Here is a 16,049-nt window from a genome sequence, read left to right as displayed (position 1 = left end):
CCTTTTACTTATGTTTCAGTTTCGCTGATCTTAATGCCAGACAACTTAAAGTACCCGGTCCTAGCATCACTATCTGTTATTAATTCATTTAATAATTCAGGCAGCGATAATTCGCTCCATCGAATCACTTGTTCTATCGTGTATGACATTGGAGAATGCGGTTCGGTTTTTCTAAAAAACGCCGCTATTTCTTTAAGCTTATTTATTGCATTCTCACGTGAATCAATTGCTTGGCTAATGTCCTTTTTAGGCGCCTCAACTGCATTTTGCTCTTCATCGTTTTGAGTGAGTTGCTCTTGCGTTTGCTCTGATATTAACGCCTGTTCTGCTGCAACAAGTTTGTCTGCAGCAATATGATTAACGGCCGCCAAACTTACCTCAAGCGCTTGTTTAATATTTGAGGTAGGTTGCGGCTGCCCCGTCACTTTATCCATCACATCGCTAAGCTTGGCAAACTCAGTAATCGCCTCTTCAATATCTTGTTTTAACGTTACAAAAAATTCTGTACTTGTCTCTGCAGCACTTTTTTCGATTAATTCAAAATCGACCGCGCCCTGTGCTAGCTTTTTCTCTCTTTTCTCATCATTTAGCCTCGAAATATCATAACCTTGCTGATACTCCCAAAATGTAAAAGGGTCTAAGCTAACACTGTCAGTTAAAAGTATGCTCTTAATGGGGATAATCAGAGTCCCCTCACCTGCAGAACCATTTAATCCGCCAAGCGCTGATACTTTGTCCGAAATTTCATCGTCTGCATCAAGGGAGGGATATAGCGCGTCGAAATAATTATCTAATAAGTGGCTGGCCACTTTAAAGCCAAAAGCAAGTCCTTTAAAACCATGAATTCGACAAAGAGCTTCAATAAACCACGCTAAATACTCAATATCTTTGCTTTCTGTTTTTAGCGCGTTGCTGCATTGTTCTAGTAAAGGTAACCAGTCGCGAGCAAGTGATGAAATACCCTCCTCGTCTACTAGCGCGTTTCTTTCTGCGGCACGAAGTTGGTTTCTTAAATCTTTTAAGGCGTAATAAGTCGACGTAGGAGAAACATCCGAGCGCGGGTCTAAGCCTGCGATTTCAGTTTCAGAAATAGGGGAAATATACTCTTCAAATACAAACATTCCGTCGTCCTAATAATTATCCATAAAACTCCAATAAAGCGGAGCGGATTTCATATTACATTCTTTATATTAAAATACAAGCCCAGTTACAATTGCGTTCAAATCATAAGAATTGCAATTATATAAACAATGAACCTGCATTATAAATTAATTAACACCTAAATTTATATCATTATTAAAAAATAATTATTTAGTAAAAAGTGGTATTGTAGCTTCATCTTGAATTTTGTATGTTTCCGATTTGCTACTAAAATTTTCATGACCGTATTTTATTATAATACAGGTAACATTATCACGTGCACCTCTTACTAAAGAAGAATGCATAAGCGCCATACCTGAATCTATAATACTATTAGGTTCTAATGACAAACATATTTCTTCATCAGACAATTCACCTGTTAACCCATCTGAACAAAGTAAGAAAATATCATTAGTATTTACTTCACCTTGTACTACATCTACTTTAACTTCGTCTGTAACGCCCACAGCGCGTGTAATCACATTCGAAAGCGGGTGCGTTTTTGCTTCCTCAACTGAAATTACGCCTTCATCGATAAGATCGTTCACTTGGCTATGGTCCCGCGATATTTGCTGTAATTGACCATTTCGTAGCATGTATGCTCTGCTGTCGCCTACCCATAAAACGTAATATTGATTATCTTTTATAAATAAAGCAGTTACTGTACTGCCCGCTGTTTTGCTTCCTAAGTACTGAGCACTGTATTCATTTAATTGACGATTTGCATCTTCAATAGCTGAAACAATATACGAAACGCTAAGCGTAGCTAATGTCTTCTCTTCTACTTTTGCTCTAATCACGTCAACAACAAGCTGGCTTGCAACTTCACCCGCTTCATGTCCGCCCATTCCATCGGCTACTACCCATAAGTTATGGCTGTTAATTTCGACATGAGAGTCTTCATTTAATTGCCTAACAGCACCGCGATGAGTTATTGCGTAACTTGTACTTAAATTGCTAATCACTATTTTTTACCTGTGTGTAATTCCATTCCCAATGCTTCCATCGGCCATCTAACATAGCTGCAACTTGGTTAACAGGCGGTAGTCCTGAAGTAACGAGCATCATAGGCTTTATATTGCATGAACCGTGAGTCCACCAAACACTATAGTCACCATGCTTTTTATATAAAAGTGCATGAAGGGCGTCTTTTAAAACATCACTTGATAGCTCATCACCTGAGAACTCAAATGCTTCACCCTCTTTATTTTTGTCACTAGAGAGAGAAATACTAAGCTGCTTTTTAGGCTCTGAAAGCGTTCTTATCGATTTAGCAACCTCTTTTCTCCACATGAAAAGGTCAACAGAGCTATCTAGCACTTTAAGTACAGTGTCTTCATACTCTAAGGAGAATACGCCCGAATTTAATACTTCTATTGGCGCAACTTCTAATGTACTGGCTACCGTAAATGGATAATGACGCCCTACTGCATCCATGCTCGGTAACAGAGTTCCCATTACACCTTTATCACCGACAATATTTGGCGATAATGCAAAATGCCATACAGGGCCTGTTAGGTAGTTATCCTGCCAATTGTCACCCAACTGTTCTTTGCTTACAGCAATAGCTGCTTGCAGCCATTGCTCCCAGTGCTCTGAAAATTCTTTCGAAACGCTGTCTTGAACAAAGTCCCCTAAGCTAGGGACTTTGCCAAGGTAGCCTATATTTATAATCGGGTCGGACATGAAAACTTCTCTACACTTTTATTCCAAAATGGATGTCTAATTGATTTTGGCAATAGCTCAACTTTTGCGTTGTTACCCATGAGAGAAAAATGTAACTCTAAATCCTCACGTGTTTTTGCTCTTTTAGCGCTCAACTCATCCAACATGCGATAAAGCGACCATTCACCTTGGTAAGTTGTATTTACAGAACGCCCTCCATTAGGCGGCGTGAATACAACTCGCGTTTTACTTTGTCCACTTGCGCCTGGCCAAACAAAGTTTGTAACTCTTAAGGGACCATGGCGGTAAATCATTGATTGACCATCAATTTCAATCATTAAGCTCGATGTAGTTTTATCCAGCGATAGCGGACGTAAGCCAAACTCAATTCTAGGAGTTGCACTTCCACCATCGAAGAACACAGTTTGAATTTGATGGGCTAGTTCAAACATGGCTAGAGTATCAGCGCTTATGCCAATGTCTTTTTCAAACTTCCACGGACTCGAACTCATATCCACACTAGGCGCTACATAGTTAGTGAAGAAGCTATCAATGGTGCCATCTGGTCCAAAGAAACGTGTAAAGTCTTTCATATTCACTTCTTTTTGTGCATAAGGAGAGAATGGGTATCGGCCCACAATAGCTGCGTTGTACTCACGTAAAACCTGGCTTTTCCAAATCTCATTTAAGTGTCTGTTAGCGCTATTTTTAGTGATATTACTGGTATCTCTGCTTATATCTAATAACCAACTATTAAATGGGTAAGGTAGATCACGGCTTTGGAACTCAAGTTGGCGAATGAAACTTGGTTTACTTTTTCCACTGATTTGATCTTTTATCGATGACTTTAACTGATCGCCTCTATCTAGCTTAGTTAGATATACATTAAGCTCTCTGAGATTTTTCTGAATGTTATCTAATTGCTGAGTATCAATATTTATAACATCTTCAAACGCTTCCTCAACCTGATAACCAGGCAGCTTGATATCAAACTTAGGGGCTTCGTCAGGTAAAAAACGTTTAATTCTATTGGCTTTAGTTTGCATTGCAATTTCAGCAGCATTAGCGGCAACTTTACCCGCTGCTTTTTGGTTCTCTGACACCGGCAGTTTGGTTAATTGCACATTTTTTTGCACAGCCATAATAATGTTTTTAATCGGTGCTTCTGAACCTGCTAGTACATCTGTAATATTGACACCCTCAGCAGGTGAGCTGTACTGATTTAGGCTTAGATCGTCGATAAATGACTGCCAAAAGAAGATATAATCTTGAAAATAACGTTGCTCTAATTTCTTTTCAATTTCTTCTTTAGAAATATCATAAGTGCCCGATGCCTCCTCGCCATATACCCAGCTGCTTGCCATCAAATTGCCAAGCATTTTACTTTTCTCAACATTAAAAATGCCGTGAAAACCGTTAAAGGTATATAAACCAGGAATACTTCGAGTCAGCTCGCCATTGTTTCTGAACGTGAATTTTTGCGCACTTTCAAAACTAATAATGTCTGTTAACCTAAACGGCGGAATGCTGCTATCAAGAAAATCAGCTTGTAGGCGTTGGTATGCTCTTTCGGCTATTGGTAACTTAGTTAACTCAGCTCTAGCTATACGCACTGCTTGATTATCTATTTTTGTTTGACTAACACCAAGCTCTAATAAGGCAGCAATGTGGTTCATCAACTGGCCACGAGTCAGCGCATTTTTATCACCTGGTAGGTTTCTTTCAAGGTATGCATTAAACCAAGCCGAAATATCTTCACTTTCAAAGTACTCAGGTTGGAATAGCATTAAATAGCACTTTAGCGTCTCGTATAAATAGCTAAGGTGCTCTGGATGCGCTTCCATTTCTTTAATTAACGTATTGGCTATATAAGGTTCTAAATACGTTTGTAGAGACCTGTTATAGGCTTGTGTAGATGACTGTTTAATTTCATTAAGCTTATTAAAACCTATCGACTGAGATTCATCGTCATCAACTAACGCAGGATTGTTAGCTGGTAAATTTCTTAGCGCATTGAGCCTGTCGTTTAATACTAATAAGTTACTTCTATCAAACGAGGCTCCATCTAGCTCCTGATAAGTTTCAATGGCTTCATCTGTAGCAGCCATTAAATTATTATTCCATGCAAAGCTAAAGTACCACGAAATAGAAAAACCAATTACCGCAATACTAGCTAAAGAAATACTACCTACTCTCAGCCATTTGTTCTGCTTATCGTGATGTTTGTTAGTACTTGCTAGGTTTTGCTCAGGGAAAATCACACCTTCTAAAACGTTTTTAATAAAGAAGCTTTTCGATTGATTTATATAGCTAGAATCTGCTGAGTTTACATCATTTAAAAAGCTAGCTGGCTTCCCTTCTTGAGTGGCACTGGTCAAATACACGCCCCTAAACATAGGGAGTTCTTCATAGGCGTTAGGGGTAAAAATTTCTTTTAAAAACGCATCGCCTACACCTTGCAGCACACGAAGTTGTCTCGGAAATTCAAAAATTTTGGCTCGTATTTCTTCATTACGCTCGTTAATCAACCTACGATTAAGCATTTCTGTCAGTTTTGAAATTAACGCGTGAAACTCTTTATTAAACGCTTCAACTTGAGTGTCTTTATCTAGGTCTAACTCAAAAGTAACCCCCCAAACTTGCTCGCATTCTTCTTCTGTAAGCTCGCCAAAAAACTCTCTAAAACCTTCAATTAAATCAACTTTAGAAAGAATGACGTACACCGGAAAAGTCATACCCAACTGATTTTGTAACTCTTGTAAGCGCTGTTTAATTGCGCGGGCATGCAGATTACGCTCTGTTTTAGTTTGACTCATGAGCTCAGAAATACCCATGCTGATCATTACACCATTAATGGGGCGCAGCGGGCGGTACTTGCGTAAAAGCCCTAAAAAACCTTCCCAGGCGCGCGAGTCATGCTTTGCGTGGCTACTTTGTGTTGTGTATCGTCCTGCGGTATCAATAAGTACGGCTTTATTAGTGAACCACCAATCACAGTTTCGTGTACCACCTACACCGTGCACTAAATCAACACCTAGCTTATCTTTTAACGGATAGTCTAAGCCTGAGTTATTAATAACCGTTGTTTTACCGGCCCCAGGCGGGCCAATCATAATATACCAAGGTAATTGATATATATTTTTACCCTTAAATAACTTTACATCTTTAAGTAAGTTGATGGCCTCATTCATGCGGTTTTTTAACGTGGTGATCTCTTCATTCACCTCGTTACTGTTCGACTCATCGCTTTCGATTAGCTCATCGGCCATTTTCTCATCGCGTTTGCTTTGTTGCGTTAAGCTATAAATTTTGGTGATAGCAAACACTAAAATAACAAACAAAATTGTTAACAGCCGTGCCGCTACACTCTCTAAAGGAATAAAGTCAGCAACCGCAATAAGCGGGCCGCCGAACCAAATTAATAAAGATAACGCCAAAAAGCCGATAATTAACATGGCTGTTTTAGAAGTGAGTACGTAAGTAATTTTTTTTATTTTGTGTGAAAAACTCATGTCAGCCTCATTAAAATAATAAATCGATTTCAATTCGTCGGTTTAGTGACCGAGAAGCTGAATCTGAATTGCTGGCGATAGGCTCTGCAGCACCTTTACCTTCAGGCCATAGACGGCCACTTAGGTTTGTACTTTTAGCCATAGAATTAGCAACTTGCGTTGCACGGGCTAAAGAAAGGTGCCAATTTGATGGGTATTTATCAGTCCGAATAGGCGTATCATCGGTATGCCCAGTAATTAAAATACGTCCTTTTGTTCCTTCCAAACTAAGTGCTAGCTTTTCTAAAATGGGCTGAATTGACGGTAGTAATTTTGCGTCGCCCTGATTAAATAAGCTTTCGCTGTTTATTGAAATTCGTATGCGGTCTAGGTTTTTCTTTACTGTAACTATCCCCATCTGAATTTCTGTTTGCAGTAACTGCTCAAGTACTAATAGTTGTTTATCTTTTTTATCTATACTTTCGTTTTGCGCTATAGGATGAATCACAGCTAGCTTGTCGTTAAGTGAAGCAACGCCGTCGTTTAGTTTCATGTTGATAAATAAGTAAACCATTAACAGCACTAAACCCAACACTGAAAAAATCACCCAAAGCGGAACTTGATTTCTAAGCTCTACGCCAGCGGCAACACGCTGCTTCCAATTAGGTGAAAGTTTATTGTTCAATGGACCATCTAATTGATTTAAAAGGTGATACATTTGAGAACGATATTCTTCTATTTTAGTATCGCCACCGTTGTCTAATCTGTATTTACCTTTAAAGCCTAAGTTCAAGCAATGGTACTGCAGCTCAATAAATTGTTTGTGTTGTTCAGGTTGAGCCAGTGCGTTATCAAGCAGGGTGTAAAAGTATTCACCGCCAAACGTTTCTTTATGGAACGTCGATAGTAAACTCTCATCAGCCCACTCCATTGAGCTCCATTTAGAATTTAAAACTGATTCATCTAAAATCGCGCACAAGCAATAACGCGAGTTAGTGATTACATCTTTAGAAAGCCCCTGGTTGCGCACTTCAACTTCAAAGCGCTTCACAGCCTCAACACAGCGATGCTTTAAAGCAGCAATATTTGTCATCTCTTTAGCTTGGCTAATAGAAATTACAATTGAAAAACAATCTGTTGCCGCTTCTAAAAGTGGGTTTTTAAAAATTGAAACTTTAGACGTATTAGTAATACTGCTGGCAGCGGGCTCAATAGACATCACTGTTTTATCAGTATCGTTATCAACATTAGGAGTGTTTGAAGTGTCACGCCCTAGTCTACCAGGGCGAGGTTTTATAATGGTTTCATCCATTGAAACTCTTCCTTTAAAAGTTAAGTTCTAATTGCCCAAAGGCTTATTTGTAGTTCAGGGTAATTACCCGATAAGTGGATAGCGATACCACCACTTGAACGAAGTTTTTCCCAATGTTCACCCTGCTTGTTTAACTCAAAGTAATGAAAACCTGCATGGTATGGGATTTGACGCGGTGCCGTTGGTAAGTTGCTAATGGTAATACCAGGAATTTGGTTATTAACTAAGTCGCGTATAGTTTCGACACTACCGATCTTAATTTGTGAGGGCAGTATTTTTCGCAGCTCTTCGTGCGGTACACTTGCTTTAATTGCTAAAACAAATTGTGCCGAATTGAGTATAGACTTATCTTTTAGTGCCCCAAACGAAATACCAAACTTACTTTGTTCTAGTTTAATTTCTGTCGCAGTTTGTTCAATGACATGGCTTAAAGATTGATATAAGAAATTGACTACTTCAGCAAAGACTTTAGCCAAATTATTATGATCGTACTTAGGCAACTTTGGTACTCGTTTATTTGCAGTGCTAAAAGTCGATAACTCACCCGCCAGCTCGATAAGACGAGTATAAAATACATTTGGGTGGATGTTATTCACGCTAAGTAGATTGTCAAAAACAGCATCGTATTTATTAAGGGTTTGCAGCATGATGAAGTCGGCAACCGAAGTGCTTCCTGCATAGCCTTGGCATAAACGCACAGATATACTCTCTGCACGCTGCTTTATCATAGAGCCTATTTCTCTTACTAAACCAAGCAATGGCTTACATTGACCCACTTTTAAAGAGGGAGGTATATATTTAGTATCAAGTTTAATGCTGCCTTCGCTACTTACTTCAATAATGCGCGCAACAGGCAGCAAAATATAACCAGCACTGTCATCAGAAGATAGCATAAGTTTGCTATAAACTTTAGCAACCTGAATAATCTCTTGGGATTGAGTTCCTAGTGAGTCATCACTTACAGTTAAGTCATTTAGCTTATAGCGCGTAACAATATTCTCATCCAATGCTGAAATATTAATACCACTATTTTTGATTGCCGGGATGGCAAGGTATACCACTTCATCGTACACATCTTTATTAACCACTAATGGCTCAGGTAAAGGAGTAGACTGTGGCATTTCAATTGGGAGCAAGTCTGGCGTAATGGCACTTAAAGACTCAAGAGCTAACTGCCCTGAGCCCAATAACTGTGTGTCTATACTTATATCAAGTATGCCCCACGGATCAGATAAATTGCCCTTACATAATTGGTTTATTAAATTAGAAAAATGCTTATCTGATTGTTGAAAATGTTGCGGCCTTAAGAACATCCCTTCAGTCCACGCAACACGAGTGTTGTCACCCATTTTACAAATCCTTTTTATCGCTCTCTCATGTATGTTGCAATTGCTTCAACATTTACATTTATATCGTCATAGCCAGTAGGGTCAACCTCAATAACTGCTCTCCACCTTGCTTGGTCGATATCTCTATAAGCCACAACAACACCCACGTAGCGGGTATTTCTATTAAGGCTCATTTTGTATTTTTGTACTGAGTTTGGTTGTAGTTCTAGCTCATCTTTTTTAAGTAAATCTGGGCCTAATAGTTTTTCAGGTGTTTCGTATAAACTAAAAAAATCCTGAGTATCAAAAATAGTTCTTGAACTTAGTTCAAATATTTTCATAACAACTGGCGACGGTCTCTCTGATGTGTCGGGATTTACATCTTTAGAAACATTAATAATTAAATCAGTTGAAGGCGGAACTATTTTGTTAACGGTGGTACACCCAACCGTCAAAAAGAGTAGGCTAATGCTCATAAAAAAGAGCTTAAATTTAGTCATTATTTACTTTCCTTCCTAAAACGTTTCTTGAGTTTTATCATTATAAGCCTTTAAAAAATCGTCAGATAACGCCATGGCACCTTTGGCATTTACGTCCTGTGCTAACTCTTCATGAAGGCTTTGGTATATCTTCCAACATTTTGCTTCTGACTGGCCTGGAATAATTTTTAATACATTCGAGTTTTCGTTTACTTGCTGGGATATCTGCTGAGGAGAAACCTGCTCTAAAATCCCTTTAAGTACACCATCAGCTCCTGCTAATAAAGCATGTTCATGTCTTCGAGTATCAGTAAAGCTTTCTTTAATCGATTCACGAGACGACAGGAAGCTTGCACTATTTCTGATGAATAAATTCTGAATAACATCATCAATATCTGCAGAAAACTTAATCGGGTTATTTTGTTTAGTTTGAAACATGGTTTGATTCAAGCGTAATTGATTTTTTACCAAAGCTCGTTGTCTTAATGACTCCATTAACTCGTTTAATAATAAATTTAAGCTTTGACCCATTTCGAACCACAACTCAGGTGTATTGAGAGCATTTTGAAGCTCAGCTTTAACACCTAAACCTTTTAAAAACGCCTCAGATAAGGCGGAATTAGCGCTTGCGGTACTAGCCTGTGTTTGCGATTGTTTTACTGGCTGCTTAACGGGTTCTGGTGTTTTTTGAGGCTCAACGTTAACGGGTTGCTCTGCCACTGCAATATCATCAAAATGGTTTTGCGGTGAGACTGACACATCAGGGTTCATTAGATGTGATAATTCATCCCAATTTTCAGGAATTTGATTATCAGGCTGTGCCATGCTTTCTTCTTTCATTGAAACAGAAGGCATTGACTCATCTAAAATAGATTCATTTAAAAATAAATCACTTGAAGAAAAATTATCTATTTCGGGTGCTGGAGCACTATTTCTTAGTGCAAAGTCATCCGTATTTGAGCGGGCTTCTGTGTATGCTGTCGTAGATTGAGAATCAGCTAACTCGACTTCAATTTGAAAATCCCCCACAGTAATCACATCACTGTGGGCTAAACGGTGTTTATTACCTTGACCAAGCGCAGACACGCCAAAATTAACAAACGTTCCGTTAGTGGAGGTATCGTATAAATAAAACGAATCGCCTTCTTTTTCGATACGGCCGTGTCGGCTAGAGATTATTTTTTCAGGATCGGGCAAATGCCAATCGCACGTTTCGGACCGGCCGAAAATAAGGGAGTGTTTAGTTGTTTTAGAAGCTTCAATTTCAGGCGAGAGTCTATGATAACTAGTTATATTTAGTATCAGTTCCATTTGATAAGTTAGTCCCATAAATCTACATTTTCAGTAGGATAAAGTAGAAGCGAAACTATTGTCAACATTGAAATTAATATATAAAAATATACACAGATATTTAAATTTGAAGACAATGATAAATTTAATAAACCTAAAAATATGAAATCCAATAATTAAACTCCTGTTTGAATGTTCCTTTTTCAGCACACTTTCGCAAACTTTATCTCATGAAAATTAAAGTGAATGATTATCGCTGAATGTACCTTTAACGCCTTTTGCAGCTGTTTTAAGGAAGTTATTTTTTAAGTTTAAAAATAAAAATAAGTTTTAAGTGAGTTTAAACAGACGACGTAACCGATTTTGTATGAAACTTCTACGCCAGAAAGATTGCTAAAGTAATCTTTTTTTGTAAAAATACTGCAGTTATCAAAGGGAGAATTGATAAAAACGATAAAAATTCACCTTTGCAATTATTTATATATACACAATAAAAGGATTTATAATGAGCGGTATCAATAACTCTAACGATAAAACTCAGATAGCGTCGCTTGATTCAAATCTCAAAAAGCCACAGGCTAAAAATAAACTCAACCTAATTGGTAAAAAAATATCAGCTCGTTACTTGGTTGAAGAATTAATTGGCCAGGGCGGTATGTGTTATATCTATCGTGCAAGGGATTTATTTTTAGAAAGCCCAAGTCGCCCTGAAGTATTTGTTGCAATAAAGGTGTTACTCGAGGAGTTTTCACACTCAGAAGAGGCCATCACTCTCCTGAAAGATGAAACCACTAAAACACAACAGTTAGCCCATCCCAATATTGTTAAAGTGTATTCTGCAGGTTCAGATGGCGATCTTCATTATGTAACGATGGAGCTTGTTGAAGGCGAAACACTTGAGCAAATAATAAAAAGAAACAAACCCACAGGTATGGTGTTTAAAAAAGCGAAGGTGATTTTAGAACAATTAGCTAATGCCCTGATTTACGCGCATGCACGCGGTGTCATCCACAATGATTTAAAGCCATCAAATATTATTTTTGATTCTAACGGCAACTTAAAAGTGCTTGATTTTGGTATTGCAAAACATAAAACCATTGAAGATGCTTATGCTGTTCAAAACGAGCAAAATGCTGCTGTTGTAGGTGGTTACACTCCCACCTATGCAAGCCCAGAGCAACTTAAAGGAGCTGAGGCTTCAGTTAAAGATGATGTGTTTTCTTACGCATGTATAGCGCTTGAACTGTTAAGCAGCAAACACCCATTTAATCGTGTAGCAGCTGATAAACTAGCAAAAGATACCTCAGCAAAACGCCCTAGTAACTGTCCGTTATGGTTATGGGGTAGCTTAAACAAAGCAATTGCATTAAACGCGTCTGATAGATTAAGCTCGCTCAACCCCGTTTTAGCTAAATTAAAGCAAAATTACAAACCGGCTGTCGCATTAGTCGCAAGCTTGGTAATTGCCTCAGTATTGGCAGGACAATATTACTTATCTAATAACAACACTGTAAAACAGCTCGAAGCTAAGTTAGACAATGCTCAAGCTATAAACCAACAAGTAAAAACATGGATGTCATGGAATGGCCCCAGCATACTCGATAAACTTTCTGAAATACCGCCTCAATACGACGTTCTAAAACAAGGGTTATTGCGTGTAAATCAAGAGAGTGTTTTGCAAAGTTTCGATGGTATGGCTAATCAGATAAACAATAGTGGTGGCAAGTTTAAGAACTTCGACGAAACTATAGATGTTTACACGCAAGCACTTGAATACTACCCTGACTCGGAAAAGCTCTCTGTACAGCTTGAGAGTATTTTAAGAGAAAGGCAATCTATAATTTTTGATATTACATCACGAATTAATCTACTTTTAGAACAATCTCGTTATAACGAAGTTGATAATAATAGTATTCCTCAGCTAATTATTGATTTAAAACAGGTTGATGACACCTACGTCTATCAACCTTCGCAAATTCACTTTGATAATTACAAGCTAGCGCTCGAAAAAGCTATAGAAGAAGACAACGTTATTGAACAAAAATCGTTATTAAACGTAGGGAAAGCTATCTTTACTGATACGCAAAAACAAGAGCTGCAATTTGCTGAACTGCTCAAAAGAGAGGCGGCAATCGACGCTCTTAGCTCGTATCAAGAAAGAATCAATAAAGGCCTACAAGCTCAATTTCCAACAGCGGATGCTATTGTATTTTACCAGCCACGCTTTGATCGCTACACAGAAAAACTTGAAAGCGTTGAGCAATACAAAGAACTATTAGAATTTGAAGAGCAAATTAACGTGGAGTCAGTGGATTTACCATCAGACTTTTCGCTTTTGGTTTCTTTAAAACAGGAGTTATCTAAACGATACATTACAATGGCGAATACCTTAATGAAGAGAAAGATGTATCGTACTGCCGAGCAACTAGTAGAGCGAAGTGAAGCCATTACTCAATCACTTGATAATGTTTTATTGTAACTTATTAACTATAAAGCAAAGCGATTGTGGCTTTGCTTTTACAATACACTTTAAAAGTTGATGAACACTTAGTTTTACCGACGAAAGTCAAGGATGACGAGTTAAGCTAACGCTTGTACTCCTCCATGATATTTCGCAATTTTAATTACTATAATGATTTATGGAGTACCAATGAAAAAAATAACCGCACTAGCAGCATTACTCATTTTAAGTGGCTGTGCAAACACTTCAAATATGAATGAAACTGAACAAAAAGTTGAAGACAATGTTGCCGATGTTCAAGCTGAAGTAGCCGAGGTGGTTGCTCCAATCTCACTTACCGTAATTACTAACCCTAATGACGCGCGCGTGCGTATTATGAATATCAAACCGGTATACCAAGACGCGATTGAACTAAAAGAAGGTGAATACGATATTGAAGTAAGCAAGCCTGGCTACCAAACTTATCGTAAGTGGGTCGTGGTTGATAAAAAAACCATACTTACAGTTAATCTAGATGAAGTAGCAAAAACTGAAGCTGCAAACTAAACGCCATGTAAATGTATTTATGCCTTTAAATACGCATTAATTTAAAGGCATAACTCTCGCATTTTTTTCAAACAATATAATACCCCCTATTACACTCACATTCCCAAAAATACATAGCCATAACACCACTATAAAACGTCGCTTTTGCGATTTATGCCTAAGCCATTGCTGTGCAATGAGTGCACCGGGCCAACCGCCAAGTAGCGCCAGTATATGTAGCGTGCGCTCTGGGGTGCGGTTTACTTTTTTATGCGTTGATTGCTTTGCTTGTCGTTTATCCCAAGCGTACATTATAAATGTGATTAGGCTTAACGCACTTACATAAACTGGCAAATATTGTGATAGATACGCGAGCCAAATCACAGCCAAAAAAAGCAGTGAGAAGATGATTAATGTTTTCTTTATCAATTCATGATCGCCTATACTAAAAAGAGTTAAACCAAAATAATAAGAGCCAAATTATGACATACTTTAAAGCCCTATTTTTAGTATTATGCTTATACGTCTTTAATAGTTACGCCGCTGATACCCCAAGTAACCTTGATAAAGAACTCGCTGTATTTAAACCTTATTTAGGTACTTGGCAGGCCGATTTTAAAGTGCCTGAGGGAGCCAAACCAGTACAAGATGTTGGTCGATGGGAGCGAGCATTAAATGGTAAAGCGATACATACCAAGCACTCTATTAATGAAGGTGAATATGGTGGTGAGTCGATGATTTTTTACGACAGTAAGAAAGAGTCGTTGGTGTTTTACTATTTCACTACCGCAGGTTTTTACACAAAAGGCACCATGAAAGTGCTTAGCCCTACCCAATTTGTCGCGTATGAAGAGGTAACAGGGAGTAAAGAAGGCATTACTAAAGTACGCTCGATAAGCGAGCTAAAAAACGATGCGTTTGTTGTTTCAACGTCTTATTTAAAAAAGGGTGAATGGACTAAACCTGAGCAACGTACATACACACGCAGCACTAAAGCCGTTAAATTTAAATAACGTTGTATTTAAAACACAAAAAGGCAGCTCAGGCTGCCTTTGTCATTTATAAAGCCGCTATTATTTAGCAAACTTTTTAAATGGTTCATCAACGGGTGTATCAGCAAGGTGGTTAGTGTAGTTGCTCATTACTTTTTGCGATAAACCAACAATAATTTCTAGTAGTTGCTGTTTACCGTAACCTGCTGCAAAAAATTTCTCAATTTGCTCATCGCTAATTACGCCGCGATCACGCGTCATTGCAAGTGTAGTCTCACGCAAAGTTTCAAGTTTTGCATCTGCTAGTGGTGTTTTGTTTACTAGTGCATCTACAATATCTTGGTCAACTTTCATTGAAGCGGCAATTGCGCTGTGCGCTGGTACACAGTAATGACACTCGTGCTCAACGTTAATTGTTTGCCATACCACAGTTAACTCTTCTGCGTTAAACGACGTTTTTTGAAATAGCTCATGCAGTACTTGGTAGCCTTTAAGTAACGTAGGCGCCTCTGCCATTACTGCGTGAAGGTTAGGCAGCATGCCAAATGCGGCTACTGAATCAGCCATAAGCGATTTTGATTCTTCAGGTGCGTTGTCTTGGGTATATAACGTAAATTCTGCCATGTTCTGCTCCAATAAATTAATGTGTTTGAGTAACTTCGAGACACATACTATTTGATTTTGAGCGACTGTTCAAGTTAAAATTGAGCATACGTTCAAAATAGTTGAGATTAAAATGGCTAACAAAGTTAAATTTGAGCGCGATAATGTAATTCGCGTTGCAAGCCAATTGTTTTGGGAAAAGGGGTTTAACGCCACCTCAACCCGCGATTTACAAGAGGCCATTAACATGCGCCCTGGTAGTATATATGCGGCGTTTGGCTCTAAAGAAGGCCTATACAGCGAGTCTTTAAAAGACTACACAGTACAAATGAAAAGCCAAATTGATGGGTTTTTAGCAAGTTCTGATTCTGTTTTAGGTGGTTTGCGTGCGTTTGTTGAAAACGTAATTGTCAAAACCAAAGACTGTAGCCCAAGTGCTATTTGTATGCTGGTAAAAGCAAACAGTGAATTTGCAGAAAAAGATGCCTCATTATATGAGCTGAGTTTAGACTTATCGGCAAAGTTTGAAGCCTACCTAACCAGCTTGTTTGCTCAAGCTATTAAAAATAATGAGCTGAGCAGTAAACTTACGGCACTTGAATATGCGCAGTTTTTTCAGGTGCAGTTTACTGGGCTACGTGGCTATTTTAACCGCCCGGGCGTTGATCAATTAGCGCAGCCGATGATCGACCAAATGTTTACCTTGATCAAAAAGCTATAACTTTTCGCATTACTCACAGTTAAAGTCTCAACTAAAAAAGCG

At 38.4% G+C, this 16,049-nt stretch carries 14 protein-coding genes; 4 read left to right on the top strand and 10 right to left on the bottom strand.

Going from position 1 to position 16,049, the window contains the following annotated elements; translation table 11 throughout:
* Positions 1 to 8: 8 nt before the first annotated feature.
* From tssA to tagH, 8 genes are all read right to left on the bottom strand, one after another.
* Positions 9 to 1,121 (bottom strand): type VI secretion system protein TssA, encoded by a 1,113-nt coding sequence (gene tssA, locus CWC17_RS06530; RefSeq protein WP_138612398.1) that lies wholly within the window; start codon positions 1,119 to 1,121, stop codon positions 9 to 11.
* 186 nt (positions 1,122 to 1,307) lie between these two features.
* Entirely contained in the window at positions 1,308 to 2,105 is a 798-nt protein-coding gene (locus CWC17_RS06525; protein ID WP_138612397.1) for a PP2C family protein-serine/threonine phosphatase, read from the bottom strand.
* Positions 2,098 to 2,826: a type VI secretion system-associated protein TagF gene (tagF, locus tag CWC17_RS06520; RefSeq protein ID WP_055015753.1), complete on the bottom strand. Its 729-nt coding sequence runs from the start codon at positions 2,824 to 2,826 to the stop codon at positions 2,098 to 2,100. Before tagF ends, CWC17_RS06525 begins: the two co-directional genes overlap by 8 nt.
* Complete coding sequence (gene tssM / locus CWC17_RS06515; RefSeq protein WP_055020032.1) at positions 2,808 to 6,317, bottom strand: type VI secretion system membrane subunit TssM; 3,510 nt, start codon at positions 6,315 to 6,317, stop codon at positions 2,808 to 2,810. The genes tagF and tssM overlap by 19 nt, the downstream gene beginning before the upstream one ends.
* A gap of 10 nt (positions 6,318 to 6,327) precedes the next feature.
* Positions 6,328 to 7,608 carry a type VI secretion system protein TssL, long form gene (gene tssL, locus CWC17_RS06510; protein WP_055018336.1) on the bottom strand — a complete coding sequence of 427 codons (1,281 nt, stop codon included), beginning with the start codon at positions 7,606 to 7,608 and terminating at the stop codon, positions 6,328 to 6,330.
* 20 nt (positions 7,609 to 7,628) lie between these two features.
* Complete coding sequence (gene tssK / locus CWC17_RS06505) at positions 7,629 to 8,957, bottom strand: type VI secretion system baseplate subunit TssK (RefSeq protein ID WP_138541755.1); 1,329 nt, start codon at positions 8,955 to 8,957, stop codon at positions 7,629 to 7,631.
* Between the two features lie 14 nt (positions 8,958 to 8,971).
* Positions 8,972 to 9,436, bottom strand: coding sequence for a type VI secretion system lipoprotein TssJ (tssJ, locus tag CWC17_RS06500; RefSeq protein WP_055015757.1), 465 nt, complete (start codon positions 9,434 to 9,436; stop codon positions 8,972 to 8,974).
* A gap of 15 nt (positions 9,437 to 9,451) precedes the next feature.
* Entirely contained in the window at positions 9,452 to 10,726 is a 1,275-nt protein-coding gene (gene tagH / locus CWC17_RS06495) for a type VI secretion system-associated FHA domain protein TagH (protein ID WP_138541756.1), read from the bottom strand.
* Positions 10,727 to 11,210: 484 nt separating this feature from the next.
* Here tagH and CWC17_RS06490 point away from each other — a divergent pair, with 484 nt between their 5' ends.
* Together CWC17_RS06490 and CWC17_RS06485 are read left to right on the top strand one after the other, a co-directional pair.
* Positions 11,211 to 13,184, top strand: a complete 1,974-nt coding sequence (locus CWC17_RS06490; RefSeq protein WP_138612396.1) for a serine/threonine-protein kinase — start codon at positions 11,211 to 11,213, stop codon at positions 13,182 to 13,184.
* Positions 13,185 to 13,355: 171 nt separating this feature from the next.
* Positions 13,356 to 13,712, top strand: a complete 357-nt coding sequence (locus tag CWC17_RS06485; RefSeq protein ID WP_055015760.1) for a PEGA domain-containing protein — start codon at positions 13,356 to 13,358, stop codon at positions 13,710 to 13,712.
* 36 nt (positions 13,713 to 13,748) lie between these two features.
* Here the strand turns inward: CWC17_RS06485 and CWC17_RS06480 are convergent, their stop codons facing one another.
* Positions 13,749 to 14,120 carry a DUF1294 domain-containing protein gene (locus tag CWC17_RS06480; RefSeq protein WP_138612395.1) on the bottom strand — a complete coding sequence of 124 codons (372 nt, stop codon included), beginning with the start codon at positions 14,118 to 14,120 and terminating at the stop codon, positions 13,749 to 13,751.
* Between the two features lie 53 nt (positions 14,121 to 14,173).
* Between CWC17_RS06480 and CWC17_RS06475 the strand changes: the two genes are divergently transcribed.
* Complete coding sequence (locus CWC17_RS06475) at positions 14,174 to 14,704, top strand: hypothetical protein (protein ID WP_138612394.1); 531 nt, start codon at positions 14,174 to 14,176, stop codon at positions 14,702 to 14,704.
* Positions 14,705 to 14,764: 60 nt separating this feature from the next.
* Here the strand turns inward: CWC17_RS06475 and CWC17_RS06470 are convergent, their stop codons facing one another.
* On the bottom strand, positions 14,765 to 15,307 hold the full coding sequence (locus CWC17_RS06470) for a carboxymuconolactone decarboxylase family protein (protein WP_055015763.1): 543 nt from the start codon (positions 15,305 to 15,307) through the stop codon (positions 14,765 to 14,767).
* 112 nt (positions 15,308 to 15,419) lie between these two features.
* Between CWC17_RS06470 and CWC17_RS06465 the strand changes: the two genes are divergently transcribed.
* Complete coding sequence (locus CWC17_RS06465) at positions 15,420 to 16,007, top strand: TetR/AcrR family transcriptional regulator (RefSeq protein WP_138612393.1); 588 nt, start codon at positions 15,420 to 15,422, stop codon at positions 16,005 to 16,007.
* Positions 16,008 to 16,049: the final 42 nt, after the last annotated feature.

This window comes from Pseudoalteromonas sp. S3785, from assembly GCF_005887365.1.
In the GTDB taxonomy this organism is placed as follows: domain Bacteria; phylum Pseudomonadota; class Gammaproteobacteria; order Enterobacterales; family Alteromonadaceae; genus Pseudoalteromonas.
Note: the sequence above shows the minus strand (reverse complement) of the source record. Positions and strands in the feature narration are given on the sequence as shown.